Source organism: Streptomyces avidinii, assembly GCF_014650695.1.
In the GTDB taxonomy this organism is placed as follows: domain Bacteria; phylum Actinomycetota; class Actinomycetes; order Streptomycetales; family Streptomycetaceae; genus Streptomyces; species Streptomyces avidinii.
In genome coordinates this window covers 122,522-144,876 of sequence record NZ_BMVL01000017.1, presented here as the reverse complement: position 1 = coordinate 144,876, position 22,355 = coordinate 122,522, and the positions used below count along the sequence as shown (strand labels likewise).

Sequence of the window (22,355 nt, the reverse complement as noted above, 5' to 3'; positions counted from 1 at the left end):
GCACGGGTGCGGGTGCGGGTGCGGCCGCGGGTGCGGCGGCCGCCGGTTCGGGCGCGGGCACGGGTGCGGCCTCGGTCTCGACCTCGACGGCGACCTCGACGGCGACCTCGGCTACGACCTCCGCTTCGGGCGCGGGCTCCGACTCCGGCTCGGCGGCCCGCAGGCGCAGGGTGGCGACCCCGGCGTGGGCCTCCTCGTCCTGCGGGTGCGGGATGTCCAGTCCCGCTGCGGCGGGCAGGTCGGCGCCCCGGTCCCCCTCGTCGTACGGGTGGGCCCGGGCCGCCGGCACTTCCCACCCCTGCGGCAGCTCGGGCGCCGGGCGGGCGGCCTCCGCCGCGGCCCAGCCGAACGAGGTCTCGGCGGCGCCCGCGTGCTCCGCCGCGGCGGGGCCGCCCACCAGGGCCGGCGGGCTCGCCTCGACCGCCTCGCGCGGCGCGGCGACGGCCACCGCCGCGGCCGCGTGTTCCCGCGTCGGCACGGGCCCGTACAGCGGCAGGGCCGCGGGCTCGGGCTCCGGCAAGGGCAAGGGCAAGGGCAAGGGCGCTACGGCCGACGCGGGCGCGGCGGCGTACACCGGGTGGACAGCGGGTGCGGACGTCGGCGCGGCGGCGTACACCGGGGGGGCCGTCGGCGCGACGGGCTCGGGGGCGGGAGCCGGCGCGGCTGCGGGATCCGTCGCCCGGACCACCACCGGGGCGGCCGTCGGCGGGACTCGGAGGGTGCCCGTGGTCGAGGTGGTGCGCGTGGGGAACATCGTTACCTCCGTCATGCGAACAGCCGGCGCCAGGTTTCCGGGCCCGGATAGCCGTTGGCCGAGGCGCCGGTCCAGCCCTGCGCGCGCTGGAAGGCCTCGACGTTGCGGCGGTCGGCCTCGCTCCAGCGCGGACCCGGACCGGATGTGTAGTACTTGCCGAAGCCCTTCTTCACCAGCTGGAGGCCCAGGGCCCTGATGGCCTCGTTCGACTGGCCCGGGCGGAACACCGAGGCGCCCGGGTAGGCCCGTACACCGCCCGGACCCGGGGCGCCCGCCACCGTCGGCGGGATGTTCTTGCCCTGCTTCTCGACCAGCAGCCGCCAGGTGTGCGCGCCCGGAATGCCGTCGGCCTCCGCGCCCGTCCAGCCCTGCGCGCGCTGGAAGGCGGCGGTGGCGAGCTTGTCGTGGTCGCTCCACGTCCGGTCGGCCACCCCCTTGGGGTAGAAGCGGTAGGCGCCGCGCTCGATCAGCATCCGGCCCAGCTGGGCCACGTAGTCGTTCGTGGCACCGGGGCCGAACTTGGCCGTGCCCGGGAAGGCCTTCGCGTCGCCCGGTTTGGGGCCCGCGGGCGGCTCGGTGCCGGGCGTTTCCGGAAGGATCCCGCCCGGCACCCCGTTGAACCGGTACGGGACGTACTTCGTCGCATTGCTCCAGTACCCGTAGGGCGTGGCCAGCTTCCGCGCGTTCGGGCGCGTCTGCTCGTAGGCGACGTAGTGCGTGCGCGTCTCGTCGACCCAGCCGCCGAAGATGACCACGTGCGAGCCGTTGTTGGGGTCCGCCGGGTTGTGGAAGAGCAGCATGTCCCCCGGCAGCAGCTCATCCTTGGTGATCTTGGTGGCGAATTTGTCGAGGCTGCCGGTCCACTCGTTCGTACCGAGGTTCCAGACCATGGAGACGTAGCCCGAGCAGTCCTGCCGGTATCCGTCCGCCCAGTACTCGGACATGCTGTACGGGACCTTGGCGTCCAGCCACAGCTTCGCCCGGTTGATGATCGTCGCGCGGTCGATCCGCCGCACGGCGCCGGGCTTGGCCGGAGCGCCGGGCTTCCCGACAGGGCCGCCCTTCGGGCCGTGCAGCGGGGTCCGCCCGCCCTGCGGGGAACCGGGGTCGTCGAGGGCCACCGGCCCGGGGGCCGGGGTGGTCACCGCCACCGCGGTCGCGCTCGTGCCGCCGAGGACCACTCCCGCGGCGGTGGCCAGCACCAGCGCCCGGCGGGCTCCGCGTGCGGCCGGGTGCCCCCCGTCCCGGAGCGGTATGGCCCGCGCGCGGGCGAGGGTGCGGCGACGCTGCGCGCAGCCCCGGCACGCACAGTCGCCCGCGGGCTCGTACTCCTCGAAACCGGGCATCGGCATCTGCACATGCGTCGGAGGCTGCATCGTCATGCGGTTCCGTCCACTCCCCTGCTCGTCCACTCGTGCACTCGTCCACTGGTCGGCGGAGGCCACACCCGATAAAGCATCAGATGCGGCACGCGCAGACATATCGTGCACGATAAACCCGTCAAACATGGGTTAATCGGACAAGGCGGGCGTGGCTGGTCACGGACACCCCCGGAGGTGGGGTAGAGTTTTCTCTGTCAGCAGGCGCCGCTAGCTCAGTTGGTTAGAGCAGCTGACTCTTAATCAGCGGGTCCGGGGTTCGAGTCCCTGGCGGCGCACAGATGGAGGAAGCCCCTCGCAGCGAAAGCTGCGGGGGGCTTCTTCGCGTCCTACTTCGTTCGCCTGCTCGTTCCGCCGTTTCGATCCGCCGTTTCGTTCCGCGGTCAGGCCGCGGTACCCGCTGTGCCCGGGCGGGCTCCCACGCCCGTCAGATAGGCGGAGACCACCACGTTCGCCGTGTACTCCTTGGCCGCCTTGTCGTACGAGCCCCCGCAGGTCACCAGCCGCAGCTCCGCACGGCCGCGCACCCGCTGGCCGTAGGCCTTGTGCGGGTCGAAGGCGGCGCGCTCGTAGACCCGTACGTCCTCGACCGTGAACTCGGCGACCGAACCGTCCGTCCGCACCACCCGCACCTTGTCGCCCGGCTGCGCCGAGCTCAGCCCGTAGAACACCGCCGGCTTCGAGCGGGTGTCCACGTGCCCCACCATGAGCGCCGTCCCGGCCGCCCCCGGCTGGGTGCCCCGGCCCCACCAGCCCACCGTGCCCGGCCGGTCGTACGGGGGCGGCTCGATCGCGCCGTCCTTGTCCAGGTCCCGGGGGATCACCGGGGCCTGGATGCCTATGGAGGGCAGGTCGACCCGCTGCGGCAGGGCCGCGGCGAGCGGGGCGTGTGCGGCCGGCAGCCCCGGACCCACCGTCCCGCCCGCCTGACCCGCGGGCGGGGCCGGCGCCACGGTGAGCTGGCGGCCCCACAGCCACAGGCCGAGGACCAGCACCGCCCAGGCGGCGAAGGTCAGCAGCCGACCGCCCGCAGAGGCCTTGTCCTCGCTCACCGTCCTCACTCACCGCTGCGGCGGCGGCGCAGCGCCAGCGCCCGGCCCGCGACGGCAAGCGTGGCCACGGCGGCGAGGATGGCGCCGATCACCGTGTGAGGCAGCCCGGGACCGTCGGTGCTGTGGCTCTTCTTGGCCGTCTCGGCCGCGAGCTCGGCCGCCATGCCGCCGCCTCCCGCGTGGACCGGCCAGACGGGACTGGGGTGGTGGGAGGGGCGGTACTGGGAGATCTGGACCGAGCCGCTGATCTTCTCGTGGCCGTCGCACATCACCCGGACGGAGTGCCATCCGGGCGAGACGTGCGCGCTGATCATCCCCTCGCCGTAGAGGGGGCTGCGGCGGCCGCCGTCCCGTCCGTACAGGTCGATGTCCGACACGAAGGCGGCGGACTTGGCCGATCCGCGGGTGCCGTCGCAGCCCTGGACGCGCAGCTTGACCTGCGCCCCGGGGTGGGCCGGATTCGGGTCGACGGCGATGCTGCCGCGGTCGCCGCGGTCGCCGCGATCCTCCTCGCCGGCCAGGGCGATCGGTGCGGTCACCACCGAGAACGCCGCCAGGGTGACGGCCATCGCGGTGGCGCGGACAGCGATCGGAACACTGCGCATGGTGAACCTCCTCGACAAGGAGATTCACGCGCGGCGCGGCGCCGCGCATCCGGAGCGGCGCCGTACGTGTCAGCCGTACGCCCCAAACGCGGTACGCCCGTTCGGCCCCAAGCGGCCCGAGATCCGCGACCCGGCGCCCCTACGGCCCGCACCCCGGCGTCAGACCAGGTCGACCAGGTCCGCGATCGAGGCGACCGTCTTGGTCGGACGGAACGGGAACTTCTCGGTGTCCCGCTCGGTGGTCAGCCCGGTGAGGACGAGGAAGGTCTGCATGCCCGCCTCCAGACCGGCCAGCACGTCGGTGTCCATCCGGTCGCCGATCATGGCGCTGGTCTCCGAGTGCGCGCCGATGGCGTTCAGGCCGGTACGCATCATCAGCGGGTTCGGCTTGCCGGCGAAGTACGGCTTCTTGCCGGTCGCCTTGGTGATCAGCGCGGCGACCGCGCCGGTGGCCGGGAGCGGGCCCTCGGTGGACGGGCCGGTCTCGTCGGGGTTGGTGCAGATGAAGCGCGCGCCCGCGTTGATCAGGCGGACCGCCTTGGTCATCGCCTCGAAGCTGTACGTCCGGGTCTCGCCCAGGACCACGTAGTCGGGCTCGTGGTCGGTCAGGATGTAGCCGATGTCGTGCAGAGCGGTGGTCAGACCGGCCTCGCCGATGACGTACGCCGTGCCGCCGGGGCGCTGGTCGTCGAGGAACTTGGCGGTGGCCAGCGCCGAGGTCCAGATGTTCTCGACGGGAACGTCGAGGCCCATCCGGTGCAGCCGGGCCTGGAGGTCGCGCGGGGTGTAGATGGAGTTGTTGGTCAGCACCAGGAAGGGCTTGCCGGACTCGCGCAGCCGCTTGATGAAGGCATCGGCGCCGGGGATCGGGGTGCCCTCGTGGATGAGGACCCCGTCCATGTCGGTGAGCCAGGATTCGATCGGCTTGCGCTCTGCCACTGGACTGTTCTCCGCTCTCGGTGACCTGCGACATCTGGTCTGTACCACCCTATCGGGGCCGGGCCGTGGACGGCAGGGACGTCCACAGCCCGGACCCTGAGGGGGTACCGGCCCCGGGAACCGGACCGGGTGATCAGCCCAGACGGACGTCGTCGACGGTCCAGTACCAGTTGTTGTTGCCGCTGTAGCGGAAGCGGACCTGGACGTCGGTGGCGCCGGCCGGGACCTGCAGGGCGATGGACTCGGACCGGGCGACGGCGTCGGCCGTGTAGGACTTCACCACGGTCGGGGCGGCGCCGTTGTAGGAGACCAGGACCTGCGCGGTCTGGCCGGCTTCCTGGCGGTAGTGCGTCTGGAAGGTCAGATTCCGGGTGCTGCCGCCGGTGACCGCCCACTTGGGGGTGATCAGGGTGGAGTCGAAGGCTCCGGTGTGGCTCTTGTCGTCCCACTCGTCCGAGTCGGCGACGGCGAAGACGTCACGGGAGCGGACGTTCAGCTCCCGCCACTGGTCGCGCTGCGACTGGCTCCAGAACTCGTCGGTCGCGAAGGCCCAGCCGGCCCACTCGGTGACGCCGCCGGTGCCCATCCCGGAGTTGTCGACGGACCAGCCGGCGGGCGGGGTGTGCGTGAAGCCCTTCACTCCGGCCGGGATGCCCGTCTCGTCCACCCGGGCCCGAAGGTTCGGGCGCAGGGTGTCGAAGGGGTCGGAGTCGGGGGCGTTCAGCGGGGTGCCGTCGATGCCGGGGGCGCTGACGCCGACCTGGGCGAGGGCCGTCGCGGCGACGTCGACCAGCTTCACGTCGTCGCGCACCGAACCGGCCGGGATGCCCGCGCCCCGGGCGATGACGAAGGTGCCGCGCTCCTGGATGGTGGAGCCGCCGTGGCCACCGGAGTTGGTGTGGCCGTGGTCGGTGGTGACCAGGACCTTCCAGTTCTCCTGGGCGTACGTCGGGCGGTTCTGGACGGCGGTGAGGAGCTGGCCGACCAGGGTGTCGACGCGGGCGATGGTGTCGAGGTACTGCTGGCTGGCCGCGCCGTAGGAGTGGCCGGCCGCGTCGATCTCTCCGAGGTAGACGAACGCGGCGTCCGGATTATGGTCGCGCAGTTCGGCGGCGGCCGCTGCGGCGATCTTCGGGTCCTCGTTGCGGTAACCGTCGCGGTCGCCCTTGAGGGAGAGCCGCTTGTCCACCTTCGGGGAGAAGATCGGGCCGTTCTGGTCGGTGGAGGTGATGGGCTCCCAGTCGGCGGCCGCGTACGTGTTGAGCGCCGGCCTGGCGTTCTCGATGCGGGTCAGGAAGTCCGGGTAGGCCGTGTAGTTCTTGCCGGTGAAGGAGTTGTCCTTCACGCCGTGCTTGTCGGGCCAGGCTCCGGTGGCGATGGTGGACCAGCCGGGGCCCGAGGAGGTGGCGGCCATGGGGCTCGCGTAGAGGGTGCTGCGGGCGGTCAGCCCTTGGGCCATCAGGCCGTTCAGGTGCGGCGCGTTCGCGACCTTGACGCGGTCCAGGACCGCGCCGTCGATGCCGATGACGAGGACCTTGTCGGTGTTGGCTGCCGCGTCGGCGGCGCCGGCGGGGGTGGCCGCGACCGTGGCGGCGATCAGGGCGGAGGTGACGGCAGTCGCGGCGATGGCACGACGTCCGGGCTGGGCAGGGGACACGTACTCCTCCTGGGAGCAAGTGAGCGGCGAATGAGCGGGGCGTGGGGCGTGGGGCGTGGGGCGTGGTGCACGTGCCGGGTCCGGCCGAAGGTGCGGTCTTGGGTCCAGACCCGTTATCCGAGCGTCACTCTGCCGGTCCTGGATTGCCAGGAAGTAACCGGTCAGCTTCCGGTTGCCGACTTCCACGCGTCGACGTAGCCGGTGAGGTTCTTGTCGATGTCCGCCCAGTCCGGCTCGAAGATCTCGACACCCGACATGAGCCTGGTCAGTTCGACGGCGTTGGCGTCGGTCGGCTTGACGTCGGTGCGCGCCGGGAAGCCGCCGCCGATCCCGCTGACCAGCTGTTGGGCGTCCACGCTGAGGAGGTGGTCGAGGAGCTTCTTGCCGTTCTCGGTGTGCGGGGCCTTGTCGACCAGGCCGGCCGCGTACGGCAGGGCGAAGGTGGTGGGCCTGCCGCCGTCCTTGGCGGGGAACCAGATGCCGAGGTTCGGCATGGACTTGGACTGCGCGAAGTTCATCTGGACGTCGCCGTTGGCCACGAGCAGCTCGCCCTTGTCGGTCTTGGGAGCCAGCTTGCTGGTGGAGGAGGACGGGCCGACGTTGTTGGCCTGGAGCTTCTTCAGGTACTCCATCGCCGGCTCCTTGCCGCCGAAGTCGTGCATCGCCTTGATCAGTACGGCGGTCCCGTCGCCCGCGACGCCCGGGGTGGAGTACTGGAGCTTGCCCTTGTACTTGGCGTCCAGCAGCTCCTCCCAGGTCTTGGGGGCCTCGGCGAGCTCCTTCTTGTTGTGGACGAAGCCGAAGTAGTTGTTGACGACCGAGGTCCACTTGCCGTCGGCGGACTTGTCCCCGCCGTTGACCTTGTCGGAGCCCTGCGGCCTGTAGGCCTGCAGCAGGCCCTTGCCGTCGGCCTGCTGGATGAAGGGCGGCAGGGTGATCAGTACGTCGGCCTGGGTGTTGGTCTTCTCGCGGACGGCGCGCTGCACCATCTCGCCCGAGCCGCCCTCGACGTACTTGACCTCGATGCCGGTCTTCTTGGTGAAGTCGGCGAAGACCTTGTCGTACCAGCCGTCGCCCTTCTCGCTCTTGAGGCCGTCGGCGCTGTAGACGGTGACGACCTTCTCGCCGCCCTCGGAGTCTGCGGTGGAGGAGCCGCAGGCGGTGAGGGAGGAGGCGAGGACGAGGCTGCCGGTTGCGACGGTGGCGGTGCGGAGGAGTCTCTTGCCGTTCATGGAACTTCCTTACGGGGAAAGGGAGTCAGCGGAGGATGATGGCTGCGGGGAGGACGGTTCAGCGGTAGGAGGCCCTGGTCCGGACGCGGGAGACCGCCAGGAGGACCAGGAGGGTGGCGGCCATCAGGACCACGGCGACGGCGGAACCGGTGAAGAGCGAACCGCGGTCGGTGGCGGTGAAGATGCGGACCGGGAGGGGCATCCAGTCCGGCGGGTAGAGCATCATCGTGGCACTCAGCTCGCCCATGGACAGGGCGAAGCAGAGCCCGGCGGCGGCCGTGAGGGACGGCAGCAGGAGGGGGAGTTCGACCCGCCACAGCACGTACGCGGGACGGGCGCCCAGGGAGGCCGCCGCCTGCTCGTAGGCGGGGTCGAGCCGTACGATCGCCGCCGAGACCGACTGGTGGGCGAACGCCGTGACAAGGACCGTGTGCGCCAGGACGACGATCGACCCGGTGCCGTTGAGCAGGACCGGCGGCCGGCTGAAGGCGACCAGCACCGCGAGGCCGACGACCACGGACGGCACGGCGACGGGCAGCATGAACAGCGCGTCCATGAGCCGCTTCCCGCGCTTCTTCAACGTGGCGGCGGCCAGCGCGGCCCAGGTCCCGACGGCGAGCGCGAGCAGGCTGGCGGCGACGGCGGTGACCAGGCTGGTGGTCAGTGCCTGGAGGGATTCGCCGCGCACGGCGGCGGCGTAGTTCTCGGTGGTCGGACCCGAGGGGAAGGCCCCGGACCAGTGCGTCGAGAAGGACGCGGCCACCACGACGAGCAGGGGCAGGGCGAACAGCGGCAGGAAGAGGAGGCCGAAGAGGCCCCATGCGGCCCAGCGGCCGCTCTTGCTATGCACCAGCACGCTTGCCCACCACCCGGTAGAGGCCGAACAGGCCGACGGATATCGCGATGTTGACGACGGCGACCCCGCAGGCGGCCGAGTAGTCGGATTCGAGGATGGCCTTGCCGTAGATGAGCATCGGGAGGGTCGTGACGTCCTTGGCGCCGGTGAACAGGACGATCCCGAACTCGTTGAGGCACATGACCAGGACGAGGCTGCCGCCGGCGGCGAGGGCCGGGAGGGCCTCGGGCAGGATCACCTGCCGGACGATCCGGGCGGGCCGCGCGCCGAGGCCGGCGGCGACCTCCAGCTGGGCGGTGTCCAGCTGGGAGAAGGCGGCGAGCAGCGGGCGCATCACGAAGGGCGTGAAGTACGTGATCTCCGCGAGCAGGACGCCCCAGGGGGTGGTCAGGAAGTGGAAGGGTCCTTCGGCTGCGCCGGTGAGGTCGGTGACGAGGCCGTTGGCCATGCCGACCGTGCCGTAGACGAAGAGGAGGGCGAGGGTGATGAGGAAGGAGGGGAAGGAGAGGAAGACGTCGATGAACTTGGCGACCGCGCGGGCCCCGGGGAAGGGCACGAAGGCGATGACCAGCGCGAGCGCGAAGCCGAGTACGAGGCAGCCGACGGTGGCGCCGACGGCCAGCCAGACGGTGGTCCCGAGAGCCTCGCGGAAGCTCTGCGAGGCGAAGACGGAGGCGTACGCGTCGAAGGCGCCGCCGCCGCTCTCGGGGCTGAACGACTGCTGGACGACCAGCGCGAGCGGATACAGGAACACCAGCGCAAGCACGACCACGGGCGGCAGCGCCCATACGCCGCGCGGCATCCGTGGCCCTGACCGGCCTCCGCCCGACCCATCCAGCCCCGCCGGCGTTTGAGACGCGGGGCCGGGGGCGGAGCCCCGATCTTCCAGCCCCGCCGGCGTTTGAGGCGCGGGGTCCGGGGCGGAGCCCCGTGGGTGTTCGGCCCGGGGCGGGCCGACGGCCGCCGGGAGCGCGGCGCGCCGCGTGGCCTCAGCCATCCGACACCCCCGCGCCCAACAGCACCGCGTCCCGCGGCTCGAAGTGCAGCGTGACCCGGTCCCCCAGCGCGGGCGTCTCCCGCAGCTCGGGGAGGTCCGCCTTCACGCGGTGGCCTCCGACGTCCACGTACAGCCGGTGCGTGGAGCCCCGCCACTGGACCTCGGCGATGGTGCCGCTCAGTGCATTGGGGCCGGCCCCGAGCCCGAGCAGGTGCGGCCGTACGCACAGAGTGGCCGTGGAACCCGGCGCCGCGCGGCCGCGGTCGAGGGTCAGCGCCCGGCCCTCGAAGACCGCGCCGTCCTCGGCGACCGTCACCGGCAGCAGGTTCGCGTTGCCGACGAAGGAGGCGGTGAACTCGGTTCGCGGGGCCCGGTACAGCTCCTGCGGGGTCCCGCAGTCCTGCAGCCCGGCCCGGTCCATGACGGCGATCCGGTCGGCCAGGGTGAGCGCCTCCACCTGGTCGTGGGTGACGTAGAGAATCGATACGTCGGGCAGTTCGCGGTGCAGCCGGGCCAGTTCGGCGAGCATTCCGGAGCGCAGCTGCGCGTCGAGGGCGGACAGCGGCTCGTCGAGCAGCAGCACCCCGGGGCGGATCGCGAGGGCGCGGGCGATGGCCACGCGCTGCTGCTGACCGCCGGACAGCTCTCGCGGGTAGCGCCCGGCGTACGCCGCCATCCCGGTCATCTCCAGCGCTTCGGCGACCCGCCCCGGTATCTCGGCCCTGGGCGCTTTCTGCGCCTTGAGGCCGAAGGCGACGTTGTCCTCGACCCGCATGTGCGGGAAGAGCGCGTACTGCTGGACGACCATGCCGATGCCGCGCTTGTGCGGCGGGAGCGCGGTGACGTCCCGGTCGCCGATCAGCACCCGGCCGCCGACCGGCCGTACGAAGCCGGCGACGGCGCGCAGGGCGGTGGTCTTGCCCGAACCGGATGGGCCGAGCAGGGCCATCACCTCGCCCGGTTCGACGGTCAGGTCGAGGGAGTCCAGGACGGTGTTGCCGCCGTAGGCGACGCTGACGCCGTCGAAACGGATACCGCTCACGCCGACTCCACGAGGAGGGATGGGAGTTCGGCGACGGAGGCGAGGACGTGCGTCGCGCCGTGCCCGGTGAGCGCCGCGCGGTCGTGGGCGCCGGTGAGGACGCCCGCCACGATCCCGGCGCCGGCGCGGCGGCCGCTGAGCATGTCGTACGCGGTGTCGCCCGCGACCACGATGTCGGTCACGTCGTCCACGGCGCCGGTGCGCAGGAACGCGGTCAGCACCATGTCCGGGAAGGGGCGTCCGCGGCCGCCCGCGTCCGCGGGGCAGAGGGTGAGGTCGGCGAGGTCCTGCCAGCCCAGGGCGTCGAGGATGGCGTCCTGGGTGACCCGGGCGAAGCCGGTGGTCAGGGCGACGGTGCGGCCGTCGGCGCGGAGCTTCTCGATCGCGGCGCGGGCGCCGGGGAGCGGGGTGACGAGACCGCCGTCGACGAGTTCCCCGTAGGCCTCCTCGAAGGCGGAGTTGGCGCGGCGGGCGAGTTCCTCCGTACCGAAGAGGTGACGGAAGACGGAGATCTTGGACTCGCCCATGGTGTCGAGGACGTACTGGAGCTTCGCGGCGTGGTCGGGGGTGCCTGGCTCGACCCCGAGGCGCTCGGCTGCCTGCTCGAAGGCGCGCTCGACGAGGCCGCCGTCGGCGACGGTGGTGCCGGCCATGTCGAGGACGACCAGCTTGCGGCGGGTGACGACGCCGGAGGCTTCGGCCGTGTCAGGGGTGTCGTTCGTGATGTCGCTCATCAGACTTACCAGCCCAGTTCGTTCGCGGTGGTCTCGGCTATGGCGGGCGAGCAGGTCATGCCGCGTCCGCCGGGCCCGGTCACCAGCCAGACGCCGTCGGCCACCTGCTGGCGGTGGACGACGCGGGTGGTGTCGGTGCACTGCGCGTACACGCCCGCCCAGCGGTGGCGGATCCTCGGCAGAGGGCGGCCCAGGAAGGACTCGGCCACGGCGGCGACGTGCTCGTAGGGGTCTTCGAGGGTGTCGAAGGCGAAGGGGTGCTCGTACTCGTGGGTGTCGCCGATGGTCAGTCCGCCGTCCCGGCGCTGGACCATCAGCAGCTGCATCCTGTGCGCGGCGGCGATCGGCGCCTGCACCTGCCCGGCGTTGAGGTCGTCGAGCGCGGGGGACCTGTAGGCCGGGTAGTAGCGGAAGCTGTCGGCGTCCGCGACGGAGGTCGTCAGCCGCTCGCCGAGCGGGTCGGTCTGCATCATCTGGAGGCGGACGCGGCGCACGGGCAGGTCGGGGACGAGTTCGCGGACCAGGCCGGACAGCCAGGCGCCGGTGGCCAGGACCACCGCGTCGGCGCGGTGCACGTCGCCGTGGTCGTCGCGGACGGCGGCGCGGCCGACCACCTCGCGGACCTCGCGGCCGGCGAGGAAGGTGTAGCGGCCGGAGGCGCGCAGGGCCTCGCGCAGGTGGAGCTGTGCGGTGCGCGGCTCGACGGCCGCGTCCCGCTCGCACCACAGGGCGGCCTCGAAGGCGCCGCGCAGCGCCGGGTTGATCTCCCGGGCCTCGGCCGCGGTGACCAGCTCGTAGCCGCGGGCGGCGGCGTCCGGGCGGGCCAGGGCCGCCTCGGCGACCGCGAGTTCGCGGGGGGTGCGGACGGGGGTGAGGGAGCCGTTGGCACGGAAGCCCAGGCCGGGCACCTCCGCGCCGATGCGTTCCCAGAGCTCGCGGGCCCGCAGGGCGGTTTCGAGCTCCTCGCCCCCGGCCCGTCCGCTGACCCAGATCTGGCCGAAATTGCGCAGTGACGCGCCGCGGGCCTCCGCTTCTCGCTCGATCTGGACGACCTCGTGGCCGCGTTCGACTGCTTGCCAGGCGTGCATGGTGCCGACCACGCCGCCTCCGACGACTATGACTCTCACGTCGGCAACGGTGGGTGCGGCCCGTGACCCGGGAGGAGCGGTCCGGCAACGAGCCGGTGAACAGACTTCGACACTTGGACTAGACCCGTTATCTTTCTGTGATCGCATGGCACCCCACTATGCCCGATACCGCGAGATACGTCCTGGGCTATTCGGCGTGCAGGCGGGTCGTGAAGCTGAACCGATCACCACGGTAGAGCGAACGGACCCGCTCCAGCGGCCGGCCGTCCTGGTCCCGCGAGAAGCGGTGGATGAGCAGCATGGGAAGGGCGGGAGGGGTGCCGATCAGCAGGGCTTCGCGGGGGGTCGCGAGGACCGTCTCCAGCTTCTCGTCGGCCTCGCCGAAGGAGATGCCGAGGCTGTCGCGGAGGTACCCGTAGAAGGAGGAGTCGGGCTGGAAATCGATGTCCAGGCGCGGGGCCCGGGCCACCCGGATGTACGTGCTCTCCAGGCCGACGCGCTCGTCGTCGGCGAGCAGCACCCGCTCCAGGTGCCAGACGGGCTCGCCGGGCTCGGCGCCGATGCCCGGAGCGACGTCGGGCGGGCAGGGGAACTGCTCCAGGCCGATGAGGTGACGGCCCGGACGGCGGCCCTGGCGGCGCACGCCCTCGGTGTAGCTGGCGAGGGAGAGGGGCTGCTCCAGCTTGGGCCCGGCGACGACGGTCCCACGGCCGGAGCGGCGCAGCCGGCCCTCCAACAGCAGCTCGCGCAGGGCTTGGCGGACGGTCTCGCGGGACACCTCGTACCGCTCGGCGAGATCACGCTCGGTGGGCAGCGTGCCGCCCTCGCCGAGCTCGTCGAGGAGCTCGGCGATCCGGGCCTTGACGGCGTAGTACTTGGGGATGCGGCCGTGCTCGGGAATGCCGGAACGGACGGGCGAGCCGGGGCGGTGACGCTGGGTCTGTTCTTCCACGATCGGACTCTATGCGGGGCGGTCGGGGCGGCGTGGTGACGGGGGCGCGGAGCGGCCGCCTGCCGCCGGCCGCGTTCAGCTCATGGTCCGGCGCAGCCGCCGGGCCCCCAGCAGCAGCCCGCCGCCGGTGGCGAGCGCGGCCACGGCCCCGGCGCCGTACGCCCACTCGCGCGGGCCGGTGTGGGCGAGGGAGCCCGCCTCGACGGGATCGGCCGGGCCCTCGACGGAGAACCGGTAGCCGCCGGCCTCACCGATCCAGTCGCCGTCGTCACCCTTGCGCTGGACGAGGGCGGCATCGGCGACGACCTCGCCGACGGGGGCGTCGGGGGCGAAGGCGAGGCCCACCTTGACGGTCAGGGACCCGCCGGGACCGACGGTGAACCCGGGGAAGGCGTCACCGCCGTCGAAGACGGCAATGATCTCGTCGCGGTCGCTCCGCTCCAGACTGACGGGGAAGGTGCCGCCCGGGGCGGCGAAGTCCATGCGCAGGTGGGCGGGGCGCAGGGTGCGGGCCTTGTCGGTGAAGACGACGATCGGGTGGATGGCCGTGCACTCGGAGTTCGTGGTGTTGGTCAGGTCCAGGTACCAGGTCTGCTGCCCGGCACCGGTGCGGTACACGGCCGGACCGCCGCGGATGCGCGCCCCGATGGGGAAGGCGGTGCTCTTCCCGTCGCCGCAGGTGGCCTGCGTACGGGAGGGCAGCGCGGGCGCGGGGCGGCCACCGCCCGCACCGATGTCGGCCCCGGCGGTGGGCGCGGTGGCGGCGACCAGGGCGGCGGAGAGAACGGCGGTGAGGGCAAGGGCTTTGCGCAGTCGCATGGAAGACCTTCGCTGCTCGCCGGACGGGACGATGATCGGACCAGGTGACAATCGCCCCGGCCCTGCCCGCACCCTGCCACCCCCGCGCAACCCCTCTCCGGGAGCCACGCCTGAGTCGTTCCGGTTTACGCCCGAATGCCGCACGGGTCAACCCGGCATACCCTCGGCCCCGCCGGCACCCCCCTTGAACCCCGCCGACACCCCCCTTGAGCCCCGCCGGCACACCCTCAGCCCCGCCGGCGTTTGAGGCGATCCTTCAGCCCCGCCGGCGTTTGAGGCGCGGGGGTCCGGGGGCAGCGCCCCCGGCAACGGCGCCGCACCCGGCACGGCACCGGCACGGCACCGGCACCACGTCACCCGGCCCGCCCGAACACCGGCCCGAGCGCCAGCTCCGCCGCCCCCTCCGCCACCCCCGCCCCCGCCAGGGCGACCACCGGCCGGGCCGGATCCAGCGCCCGGACGGCGAGAACGGCACCGACCCCGGCGACGAAGACGTCCGGCGCCGTCGCCACCACGCGCCCGCCGAGCAGCACACGGTCCACATCCAGCAGCGCCACCAGATTGGCCGCGGCCTCTCCCAGGATCCGCGCCGCCTCGGGAAGATCACCCCGGGCCACCGCCCCCAGGCACAGCGCCTCCACGCAGCCGCGCGCCCCGCACCGGCACGGCGGGCCGTCCAGCAGGAGCACCTGGTGCCCGAACTCCCCCGCCGCCGAGCGCTCACCGCGGTAGACCTCGCCGCCCAGCCACAACCCGGCGCCGAGCCCGGTCCCGACGTGCAGGTACACGCAGGTGCGGGGCCCTCCACCGGCAAACGGATACGCGTACCCATCCGGCGCGGCATCGGCGTCACGCCCGGCAGCCGAATCCCGCCCGGCATCCATATCCGCATCCGCATCCGCATCCGGCCAGGCGGCCCGGAGCCACGCCCCGGCCGCCGCGGCCGCACCGGCGTTCGTGTCCTTGTCCAGCAGCACCGGCAGGCCCAGCCGCCCCTGCAGTACCCCCCGCAGCGGAAAGCCCTTCCAGCTCGGGAACCCCGTCACCCGCCCCATCGTCCCGGCCCGGTGGTCGAGCGGCCCCGGTGCGGCCACCCCGACGCCCAGGGGCGGCAGCCCTGCCGGGTCTCCGACCCGCGCGACCGCCCGTACGACCGCCTCCACCACCGACTCCGGGCCGGCCCCGAAGTCCAGCGGGCCACTGCCCTCGGCGACGACGCGGCCCGCCAGGTCCACCCGTACCGCCCGGAGCTCGTCGCGGTCCAGGTGCACTCCGACGGCGTGATGCACGTCCGGCACCAGCCGGAGCAGGGTGCGCGGCTTTCCGCCGGTGGACGCCGCTCGCCCTGCCTCGGCGACCAGCCCGTCCGCGCCGAGGCGGGCCGTGATCTTACTGACGGCCTGCGGGGTGAGTCCCGTACGGGCCGCGAGCTCGGCGCGGCCCAGGCCCGCCGGACCCGCGCCGCGCAGCAGATCCAGCATCAGCGCCTCGTTGTACCCGCGCAGCGCCGGCAGGTTCACCCCGCCGCGCCCGTCCCCGCTACCCCTGTTCACGAGTCCATTGTCCACCTTCCTTGCACTTCGGCAACACTGTTGCCAAAGTGGTTCCATGAGCAACCCCGCCTCCCCATCCTCCCCCGCACCCCTCCGTGTCGGCCTCATCGGCTACGGACTCGCCGGCTCCGTCTTCCACGCCCCCCTCGTGGCCGCCACGGACGGACTCACCCTCGACACCGTCGTCACCTCCGATCCGGACCGGCAGGCCCAGGCCCGCGCAGAGTTCCCCGACGTCCGCATCGCCACCACCGCCGCCGAGCTGTGGGACCGGGACCTCGACCTCGTCGTGATCGCCTCCCCCAACCGGACGCACGTCCCGCTCGCCACCACCGCCCTCGAAGCCGGTGTCCCGGTGGTCGTGGACAAGCCGCTCGCCGCCACGGCCGCCGAGGCCCGCGCGCTCGCCGCCCTCGCGGAGCGCAGCGGAACCTTCCTCTCCGTCTTCCAGAACCGGCGCTGGGACAACGACTTCCTGACCCTGCGCCGCCTGCTCGCCGACGACGAACTGGGCGAGGTCCAGCGCTTCGAGTCCCGTTTCGAGCGCTGGCGCCCGCAGCTGAAGGGCGGCTGGCGCGAGTCGGGCGCCCCGGAGGAGATCGGCGGCCTGCTGTACGACCTCGGCAGCCACGTCGTCGACCAGGCGCTCGTGCTCTTCGGCCCGGCGGTACGGGTCTACGCGGAGACCGACGTGCGCCGCCCGGGCGCCGAGACCGACGACGACACCTTCATCGCGCTCACGCACGCGAACGGGGTCCGCTCCCACCTCTATGTCAGCGCGACCACCGCCCAGCTCGGGCCGCGGCTGCGCGTCCTGGGCTCCCGGGCCGGGTACGTGAAGTACGGCCTCGACCCGCAGGAGGGCGCCCTGCGCGACGGGCTGCGGCCGAACGGGGACCTGCCCTGGGGCGAGGAACCCCCGCACCTGTGGGGTCGGCTGGGCTCCGGAGAGTCGCCGCTGACCGGCGGCGGGATCCCGGTGCCGACGGAGCAGGGCGACTACCCGGCGTACTACGCGGCGGTGGAGGCCGCACTGCGCACGGGCGGGCCCGCGCCGGTGACCGCACACGACGCCGCGCAGTGCCTCGACGTGCTGGAGGCGGCCCGCCGGTCGTCCCGGGAGGGCGTGGTGGTGGAGATTCCCGCCGCGGAGTGAGGTCCGCACACGGGGGAGGGGCGGGGCCGCCGATGGCGGCCCCGCCCCTCCCCGTTCCGCCGCTACGCGCCCTTGAACTCCTGGCGCTGACGGCCGAGACCCTCGATCTCCACCTCCACGACGTCACCGGCGCGCAGGTACGGCTTCGGCTCCGGCTGGCCCATGGCCACGCCCGCCGGCGTACCGGTGACGATGACATCGCCCGGGTACAGGGTCATGAAGTGACTCAGGTACCGGACGACCTCGCCGACCGGGAAGATCTGGTCCGCGGTGTTGCCGTCCTGCTTGAGCTCGCCGTTGACCCACAGCTTCACGTCCAGGGCCTGCGGGTCCGGCACCTCGTCGGCCGTGACCAGCCACGGGCCGAGCGGGGTGAAGGTCTCGCAGTTCTTGCCCTTGTCCCAGGTGCCGCCGCGCTCGATCTGGAACTCGCGCTCCGAGACGTCGTTGACCAGCACGTAGCCGCCGACGTGCGCGAGCCCCTGCTCCGCGGAGTCCAGGTAGCGCGCGGTGCTGCCGATGACGACGCCGAGCTCCGCCTCCCAGTCGGTCTTCACGCTGCCGCGCGGGATCAGCACGGTGTCGTCGGGGCCGACCACCGTGTCCGCGGCCTTCAGGAACAGGATCGGCTCGGCCGGCGGCTCCGCGCCGATCTCGGCCGCGTGCCCGAAGTAGTTCAGGCCGATGCCCACGACCTTGCCGATACGGCCGACCGGCGCACCGATCCGCAGGCCCTCGGCGCCCAGCACCGGAAGCTCGCCGGAGTCGGCCGCGTCCCGCACCCGGGTCAGCACGGTGTCGTCGGCGAGCAGGGCGCCGTCCACATCCGTGATCAGGCCGGACAGGTCACGCAGGGTGCCGTCCCGGTCGAGCAGCGCGGGGCGTTCCGACCCTACGGGTCCGACACGCAGCAGCTTCATGGGCATTCTCCCGTGGTCGTGGGTGGTCGGCCCACGGGCGTGCCCGGGGCCGGCCGATGGGTTGCGGCCATCGGAGGATTTGGTCGATCCTCCAAGATGGCCACCCCATCCGCAAGACCCTGTTCACAGACTGGAACGCACAGCTCCGTCCGCCGGCTGCTCCGCGCCCTGTTCCGCCTGCCGCTCCGCCCGCTCCTCGCGGTGCTGGAGCCAGGCCCGCTCCGCCACCGACCACGCGGTGGTGGTCACCAGGTAGAGGCCGGCGGCCAGCGGCACCACGGCGGCGGTGATCAGCGTCCCGAAAGAGAGCAGGGGCAGTACGCCGCCCAGCTTGCGCATGACCTCCTGCTGCTCGGCGCTCACCTCGGCCGTGACCCCCGCCCCGGCGCCGGCGCGCGCCCCGGACTTCTTCGGGACTGCGGCCTTCGCCTTCGCCTTCGCCGGGGCAGCGGCTGCGGCGGCAGCCGCAGCCGCTGTGGCCGTCCGGCGCCCCCGCACCGCGCTCCACGCGGCCACCACCGCGATCGCCGCGAACAGGCCGAGGAACACCAGCCCCTGCGCCCCGAACAGGCCGCCCTCGCCGAGCGCACCGGTCCACCGGGACCCCAGCGGCGCGGCGAAGAGCCGGTGACCGAGCAGTTCGTTGGCCTTCCCGCCCACCTCGGCGGAGGAGAACGCGTGGTACATCACGAAGAACACCGGCAGCTGCAGCAGCACCGGCAGGCACCCCGCCGCAGGGGTCGCCCCCCGCAACGCGGCCCGGCTCAGCGGATGCAGGGCGAGCCGTACGAGCACGGTGAACAGCACGATCGCGGCAGCGGTCGCGGACTGCGCCAGCACCGGCTCGAGAAGCCGGCCCAGCTCAGCAACAAGGTGGGTGAAAACGGACACGCGGGCCCTCCGAAGGGTCTCGTCGAACGTCGAAAGAGATGCATTTCGGCGTGACGACCCGCGAGGGGCGACAGCAGTGATCAGTCAGCAGAAGGCGGGATGTACTGCGCGCCCCTACGCGGCCGTCGGGACGAGACGGCCGGGCGCCCTGGGCCGCGACCGGCCCGAGGCATCGGGATCGCGCTGCGGCAGGAACGCCGTGCGCTGCTCGCGATCACGGATCGCGGTGCGTATTCGGTGCGGCGGCACGGGCCGCACGAGCCGCGCGGCGGCGGCCAGGGCCGCCGTACCCACGGCGACGATGGCCGCGAAGGCGACCACCACGGCGCCCAGCCCGCCCTCGCCGGCGAACAGCCCGAGGAGACCCCCGAGCAGCACGATGGGGAGCAGCACGGAAAGGACCCGCGAGGTCCGGGCGAACAGCGCGAAGGGAAGCAGGCGGCCGCCGCCTCGATGCTGTCGTTGCTGCCGAGCCATACGGACCTCCTCCTCTCCACTCCCGCGCACGAACTCCCGTACGAGACCGATGGTAACCGGACCCGCCGACAACGCCCTCGGCCAGGACGCCCGGGACCCCCAGGCCGCCTCGGGCGCCTGGAACTCCTAGGAGGCCTTGAGGGTCCCCCAGACCACGAGCCGGTACTTCGAGCTGTACTCGGGTGTGCAGGTGGTGAGCGTGATGTAGGCGCCCGGGTCGCCGTACCCCTGGTCCGGCCTCACCACGCTCCGCGGCACGGGCGCGATCACCCCGGTGTCCCGCTCGGTGGTCTGGCTCAGGATCTTCCCGACCACGTACGTGAACCGCCGCCCCCGCAGGTCGACGATCAGCTCGTCTCCCGCCCGCAGCCGGTTGATGTACCGGAAGGGCTCGCCGTGGGTGTTGCGGTGCCCGGCCAGCGCGAAGTTCCCCTGCGCCCCGGGCCCGGCGGTCCCCGGGTACTGCCCGGCGTAGCCCTTGTCCAGGACGGTCCGCTTGTCGACCCCCTGCGCGACGGGGACGACGAGGCCGAGGCGCGGGATGCGCAGGACGGCGTACGCCCCGCTCGCCCGGTCCTCCCGGCCCTCCCGCTCGGCTGCCCCGGCCGCCCGGGTCGCGGCGGGCTCCGGAACGCGCCCGGCCACCGGCACCTCCTCGCCCCCGGACCCGGACCCGAGCCGGGGATCGACACCGGCCGGAGCGTCCGAAGGAGATCCGGCGGCGGGGTCGACGCCGCCCCAGGCCCGCTCCAGTGCCTGCACCTGCTCGTGCGCGGCGGCCACCGCCTGCCGGTTGGTCCACCACACCTGGTGCACCACCAGTAACAGGACCACCACGCCCACGGTGACGATCAGCTCGGCGGACGCCCACAGCACACCGGCGGGCCCGGCCCGGCGCCCCCGCCGGCCGCCCCCCTGCACCACCACGGGTACGCGATCTCGCACGGGCGGCACCCTAAGTCCTCCCCCGCCAACTGACCAGGGCAGTACGGTGTGAACCATGCGCCCCGACACGCCTGCCGAGCACATCGCCGAAGCCGAGCGCCTCATCCGCACGGCGACCCGCTACCCCGAGGACCAGGAGCCCTTGCTCCTCCAGGCCGCGGCCCACCTCGAACTGGCCGACGCACGCGACCGGGCGAGTGCCCTGTACGACCAACTCCTCTCCTCCTCCCCGTCCGACCCCCACCTGATCAAGGCCCTGCAGGCGGCGAACCTCTGGGAGTACGGCCACGAGGCGGAGGCCCGCGCCCTCATCTCGGGCATCCGTGCCGCCTCGCCCAAGGACCCGGCGCCGTGGGAGGTCATCGCGGAAGCCCTGGAGGCCCACGACGAGTTGGAGGCCTCGCACGACTGCTTCACCGAGGCGGCCACCCTCCTCATCGCGGAGGACGACCCGCTGACGCCGGCCACCACCGCCCTCCTCACCGGCCGCCACCGCGTACGCCGCCTCCTCGGACGCCCGCACGACGACTGGGACATGGTCGCGGACACCCGCCACATCGGCCCGATCCCCCTCGACGAGCTCCACGACCCGAAGCGCATCTGGGCCCTGGGCTCCGACGACCCCACCGAGCTGCGCGCCGAGATCGCCCGCCTGCGCGCCGAACTGGGCGACCGCCGCGCGGCCCTCTCGCGCCCCTTCCCGGTGGCGATCCTGCACTGGCCGCAGCGCGAACTGTCCGAGCTGCTGACCAGCTACCCGACCCTCGCCTCCGAGTACCCCTCGCACGAGGCCCACCTGAGGGACATCGAGACCTCCCTGCGCGCCCTGGCCGCCTCGGGCACCACGAACCTCGGCATCGTCACGGCGAGCGTCCCGTCCTACGAGGCCTTCGCAGCGTCGGAGAAGACCTCCCCGGCCTCCCCGTCCCTCCTGGCCGAGTACGCCACGACCCTGGCCGCCCGCGGCAAGGCCACCCCCTGGCCCCCGACCCCCACGGCCCCCTGCTGGTGCACCTCGGGCAAGCCGTACTCGGAGTGCCACAGCACCACCTGAGTCCGGGTCGAGGGTGGACGAGGGGGACTGACATCATGCGTCCATGCCTGGTGCCGTCCCCTCCTCCCCCGGTGTCTCGGCGCGTATGAGTCGACAGGCCTCACGCGACACGACACAGGAGCTGGCCGTCCGCCGCCTCCTCCACGCGTCCGGCCTCCGCTACCGCGTGAACTTCCCCGTTCCCGGCATACGCCGCCGCACCATCGACATCGCCTTCACCCGCGCGAAGATCGCCGTCTTCCTCGACGGCTGTTTCTGGCACGGCTGCCCCGAGCACGCGACGCAGCCGAAGGCGAATGCCGAATGGTGGCGGGCCAAGCTGGAGAAGAACATGTCCCGCGACCGCGAGACGACCGCTCACCTGGAGGCGACGGGCTGGACAGTGCTGCGGTTCTGGGAGCACCAAACGCCCAAGGAGGTGGCCCGCTCGATCACACTGACGCGCGACGCCTCACCGACGCACCGCACTCCCCCGCCGCCGCGCCCCGACCGCAGCGCCTGAAGCGACGGTCCGGGGCGGAGCCGCAGACGGTCTAGCTCTGGCGGTCCGCCGCCGCGTACGAGGCCGCGGCCATCGCGGCGGCCGCCGTGAAGACCGCCGGCCAGGCGCCGATCTTCTTCGCCAGGGGGTGCGATCCCGCGAACGCGGCGACGTAGGCCGTGCCGAGGAGGGCCGTCGTCGTCGGGGACGTGCGGCGGTGCCATTCGCGTCCCGCGAGGGTGCCGGCGGCCGCGAGGACCACGCCGCCGAGCGGGCGCCGGCCGGTCCAGCGGGCCGTGGCGTAGCCGCCGACCAGGCCGGCCGCCGCTATTGCCGAGGTGGGGATCTGCGCCATCGTGGAGGCCTCCGGTCGTTTCTGACGTGACCGTACGAGGCTAACGCGCGCGCCGCGTGAAGCGGCGGGCGGCCATCACCCCGAGGACCACGACCGCGCCGCCGAGGACGCCGGGCGGCAGCGTGTCCTGGACGGCGCGGGGCAGCACCGCCATGACACCCAGGATGATGAAGAACGCCACCGCGCACGCGGTGAGCCCGACCAGGGCCCGGCCCAGAAGAGAAGTACGCACACGCATTCAACGCCGCGCCGGGGGGCGGCGATACGGGGGGTCCGCGCCCGGTGGACGGAAGTCGGATTTGTCGCACACCCTCCGGATCCGCGCACGTGCCCTCCGTGGAACCTCCCCGGCGTAGATTCACTCTCCTACACGGGCGATACCGCCGAAGACGCCCAAGCCGGCCCAAGGAGCTGCAA

At 73.0% G+C, this 22,355-nt stretch carries 23 protein-coding genes, 1 tRNA gene and 1 pseudogene; 4 read left to right on the top strand and 21 right to left on the bottom strand.

From position 1 onward, the window contains the following. Together IE257_RS32695 and IE257_RS32690 are read right to left on the bottom strand one after the other, a co-directional pair. Positions 1 to 754: pseudogene (locus IE257_RS32695) on the bottom strand (hypothetical protein); the annotation flags it as partial. Between the two features lie 11 nt (positions 755 to 765). Beyond that, positions 766 to 2,106 carry a peptidoglycan-binding protein gene (locus IE257_RS32690; protein ID WP_189973492.1) on the bottom strand — a complete coding sequence of 447 codons (1,341 nt, stop codon included), beginning with the start codon at positions 2,104 to 2,106 and terminating at the stop codon, positions 766 to 768. Between the two features lie 231 nt (positions 2,107 to 2,337). Between IE257_RS32690 and IE257_RS32685 the strand changes: the two genes are divergently transcribed. Beyond that, a tRNA-Lys gene (locus IE257_RS32685) sits at positions 2,338 to 2,411 on the top strand. A 105-nt stretch (positions 2,412 to 2,516) separates the two neighbouring features. On the opposite strand, the gene IE257_RS32680 is transcribed toward IE257_RS32685, so the two are convergent. The 13 genes from IE257_RS32680 to IE257_RS32620 form a co-directional block, all read right to left on the bottom strand. Then, positions 2,517 to 3,185, bottom strand: a complete 669-nt coding sequence (locus IE257_RS32680; protein ID WP_189973450.1) for a class F sortase — start codon at positions 3,183 to 3,185, stop codon at positions 2,517 to 2,519. Between the two features lie 5 nt (positions 3,186 to 3,190). Next, a complete protein-coding gene (locus IE257_RS32675; protein WP_229920786.1) occupies positions 3,191 to 3,790 on the bottom strand; it encodes a hypothetical protein in 600 nt (199 codons plus the stop codon). A 159-nt stretch (positions 3,791 to 3,949) separates the two neighbouring features. Beyond that, positions 3,950 to 4,729: an HAD-IIA family hydrolase gene (locus IE257_RS32670; RefSeq protein WP_030388598.1), complete on the bottom strand. Its 780-nt coding sequence runs from the start codon at positions 4,727 to 4,729 to the stop codon at positions 3,950 to 3,952. A gap of 133 nt (positions 4,730 to 4,862) precedes the next feature. Next, complete coding sequence (locus tag IE257_RS32665; protein WP_189973449.1) at positions 4,863 to 6,386, bottom strand: alkaline phosphatase family protein; 1,524 nt, start codon at positions 6,384 to 6,386, stop codon at positions 4,863 to 4,865. A 161-nt stretch (positions 6,387 to 6,547) separates the two neighbouring features. Further along, positions 6,548 to 7,618 carry a 2-aminoethylphosphonate ABC transporter substrate-binding protein gene (locus IE257_RS32660; RefSeq protein ID WP_189973448.1) on the bottom strand — a complete coding sequence of 357 codons (1,071 nt, stop codon included), beginning with the start codon at positions 7,616 to 7,618 and terminating at the stop codon, positions 6,548 to 6,550. Positions 7,619 to 7,676: 58 nt separating this feature from the next. Then, positions 7,677 to 8,474, bottom strand: coding sequence for an ABC transporter permease (locus IE257_RS32655; RefSeq protein ID WP_189973447.1), 798 nt, complete (start codon positions 8,472 to 8,474; stop codon positions 7,677 to 7,679). After that, on the bottom strand, positions 8,461 to 9,276 hold the full coding sequence (locus IE257_RS32650; RefSeq protein ID WP_189973446.1) for a 2-aminoethylphosphonate ABC transporter permease subunit: 816 nt from the start codon (positions 9,274 to 9,276) through the stop codon (positions 8,461 to 8,463). Before IE257_RS32650 ends, IE257_RS32655 begins: the two co-directional genes overlap by 14 nt. 187 nt (positions 9,277 to 9,463) lie before the next feature. Further along, on the bottom strand, positions 9,464 to 10,513 hold the full coding sequence (locus tag IE257_RS32645; protein ID WP_229920785.1) for an ABC transporter ATP-binding protein: 1,050 nt from the start codon (positions 10,511 to 10,513) through the stop codon (positions 9,464 to 9,466). Further along, the gene (locus IE257_RS32640; RefSeq protein ID WP_372453114.1) at positions 10,510 to 11,250 is read right to left on the bottom strand and encodes a phosphonatase-like hydrolase; all 741 of its coding nucleotides are present in this window, start codon (positions 11,248 to 11,250) and stop codon (positions 10,510 to 10,512) included. Before IE257_RS32640 ends, IE257_RS32645 begins: the two co-directional genes overlap by 4 nt. A 2-nt stretch (positions 11,251 to 11,252) precedes the next feature. After that, positions 11,253 to 12,374 carry a TIGR03364 family FAD-dependent oxidoreductase gene (locus IE257_RS32635; protein WP_189973444.1) on the bottom strand — a complete coding sequence of 374 codons (1,122 nt, stop codon included), beginning with the start codon at positions 12,372 to 12,374 and terminating at the stop codon, positions 11,253 to 11,255. A 148-nt stretch (positions 12,375 to 12,522) separates the two neighbouring features. After that, the gene (locus IE257_RS32630) at positions 12,523 to 13,287 is read right to left on the bottom strand and encodes a GntR family transcriptional regulator (RefSeq protein WP_189973443.1); all 765 of its coding nucleotides are present in this window, start codon (positions 13,285 to 13,287) and stop codon (positions 12,523 to 12,525) included. 75 nt (positions 13,288 to 13,362) lie between these two features. Then, positions 13,363 to 14,106: a hypothetical protein gene (locus tag IE257_RS32625; RefSeq protein WP_189973442.1), complete on the bottom strand. Its 744-nt coding sequence runs from the start codon at positions 14,104 to 14,106 to the stop codon at positions 13,363 to 13,365. A gap of 353 nt (positions 14,107 to 14,459) precedes the next feature. Next, positions 14,460 to 15,659 carry an ROK family transcriptional regulator gene (locus IE257_RS32620; protein ID WP_372453111.1) on the bottom strand — a complete coding sequence of 400 codons (1,200 nt, stop codon included), beginning with the start codon at positions 15,657 to 15,659 and terminating at the stop codon, positions 14,460 to 14,462. Positions 15,660 to 15,714: 55 nt separating this feature from the next. Here IE257_RS32620 and IE257_RS32615 point away from each other — a divergent pair, with 55 nt between their 5' ends. Beyond that, the gene (locus IE257_RS32615; protein ID WP_189973440.1) at positions 15,715 to 16,815 is read left to right on the top strand and encodes a Gfo/Idh/MocA family protein; all 1,101 of its coding nucleotides are present in this window, start codon (positions 15,715 to 15,717) and stop codon (positions 16,813 to 16,815) included. A 62-nt stretch (positions 16,816 to 16,877) separates the two neighbouring features. Here the strand turns inward: IE257_RS32615 and IE257_RS32610 are convergent, their stop codons facing one another. From IE257_RS32610 to IE257_RS32595, 4 genes are all read right to left on the bottom strand, one after another. Then, positions 16,878 to 17,735 (bottom strand): fumarylacetoacetate hydrolase family protein, encoded by an 858-nt coding sequence (locus tag IE257_RS32610; RefSeq protein ID WP_189973439.1) that lies wholly within the window; start codon positions 17,733 to 17,735, stop codon positions 16,878 to 16,880. Positions 17,736 to 17,858: 123 nt separating this feature from the next. Next, positions 17,859 to 18,626, bottom strand: a complete 768-nt coding sequence (locus IE257_RS32605; protein ID WP_189973438.1) for a YidC/Oxa1 family membrane protein insertase — start codon at positions 18,624 to 18,626, stop codon at positions 17,859 to 17,861. A 114-nt stretch (positions 18,627 to 18,740) separates the two neighbouring features. After that, positions 18,741 to 19,103: a DUF6412 domain-containing protein gene (locus IE257_RS32600; RefSeq protein ID WP_229920784.1), complete on the bottom strand. Its 363-nt coding sequence runs from the start codon at positions 19,101 to 19,103 to the stop codon at positions 18,741 to 18,743. A 126-nt stretch (positions 19,104 to 19,229) separates the two neighbouring features. Further along, positions 19,230 to 20,048 carry a class E sortase gene (locus tag IE257_RS32595; protein ID WP_229920783.1) on the bottom strand — a complete coding sequence of 273 codons (819 nt, stop codon included), beginning with the start codon at positions 20,046 to 20,048 and terminating at the stop codon, positions 19,230 to 19,232. A 55-nt stretch (positions 20,049 to 20,103) separates the two neighbouring features. On the opposite strand from IE257_RS32595, the gene IE257_RS32590 reads away from it, so the two are divergent. Both IE257_RS32590 and IE257_RS32585 read left to right on the top strand, forming a co-directional pair. Then, complete coding sequence (locus tag IE257_RS32590) at positions 20,104 to 21,102, top strand: tetratricopeptide repeat protein (protein WP_189973436.1); 999 nt, start codon at positions 20,104 to 20,106, stop codon at positions 21,100 to 21,102. A 43-nt stretch (positions 21,103 to 21,145) separates the two neighbouring features. Further along, entirely contained in the window at positions 21,146 to 21,604 is a 459-nt protein-coding gene (locus tag IE257_RS32585) for a very short patch repair endonuclease (RefSeq protein WP_189973435.1), read from the top strand. Between the two features lie 31 nt (positions 21,605 to 21,635). Here IE257_RS32585 and IE257_RS32580 read toward each other — a convergent pair whose 3' ends face one another. Both IE257_RS32580 and IE257_RS32575 read right to left on the bottom strand, forming a co-directional pair. Further along, positions 21,636 to 21,938, bottom strand: coding sequence for a hypothetical protein (locus tag IE257_RS32580; protein ID WP_189973434.1), 303 nt, complete (start codon positions 21,936 to 21,938; stop codon positions 21,636 to 21,638). Between the two features lie 40 nt (positions 21,939 to 21,978). Then, complete coding sequence (locus IE257_RS32575) at positions 21,979 to 22,170, bottom strand: hypothetical protein (RefSeq protein WP_030388617.1); 192 nt, start codon at positions 22,168 to 22,170, stop codon at positions 21,979 to 21,981. Between the last annotated feature and the right edge of the window lie 185 nt (positions 22,171 to 22,355).

Coding starts and splice junctions, on each gene's coding strand:
- IE257_RS32585 (WP_189973435.1), top strand. CDS start 21,146: ATGCCTGGTGCCGTCCCCTCCTCCCCCGGTGTCTCGGCGCGTATGAGT.
- IE257_RS32625 (WP_189973442.1), bottom strand. CDS start 14,106: ATGCGACTGCGCAAAGCCCTTGCCCTCACCGCCGTTCTCTCCGCCGCC.
- IE257_RS32590 (WP_189973436.1), top strand. CDS start 20,104: ATGCGCCCCGACACGCCTGCCGAGCACATCGCCGAAGCCGAGCGCCTC.
- IE257_RS32580 (WP_189973434.1), bottom strand. CDS start 21,938: ATGGCGCAGATCCCCACCTCGGCAATAGCGGCGGCCGGCCTGGTCGGC.
- IE257_RS32615 (WP_189973440.1), top strand. CDS start 15,715: ATGAGCAACCCCGCCTCCCCATCCTCCCCCGCACCCCTCCGTGTCGGC.
- IE257_RS32660 (WP_189973448.1), bottom strand. CDS start 7,618: ATGAACGGCAAGAGACTCCTCCGCACCGCCACCGTCGCAACCGGCAGC.
- IE257_RS32690 (WP_189973492.1), bottom strand. CDS start 2,106: ATGCCGATGCCCGGTTTCGAGGAGTACGAGCCCGCGGGCGACTGTGCG.
- IE257_RS32650 (WP_189973446.1), bottom strand. CDS start 9,276: ATGCCGCGCGGCGTATGGGCGCTGCCGCCCGTGGTCGTGCTTGCGCTG.
- IE257_RS32675 (WP_229920786.1), bottom strand. CDS start 3,790: ATGCGCAGTGTTCCGATCGCTGTCCGCGCCACCGCGATGGCCGTCACC.
- IE257_RS32610 (WP_189973439.1), bottom strand. CDS start 17,735: ATGAAGCTGCTGCGTGTCGGACCCGTAGGGTCGGAACGCCCCGCGCTG.
- IE257_RS32600 (WP_229920784.1), bottom strand. CDS start 19,103: ATGGCTCGGCAGCAACGACAGCATCGAGGCGGCGGCCGCCTGCTTCCC.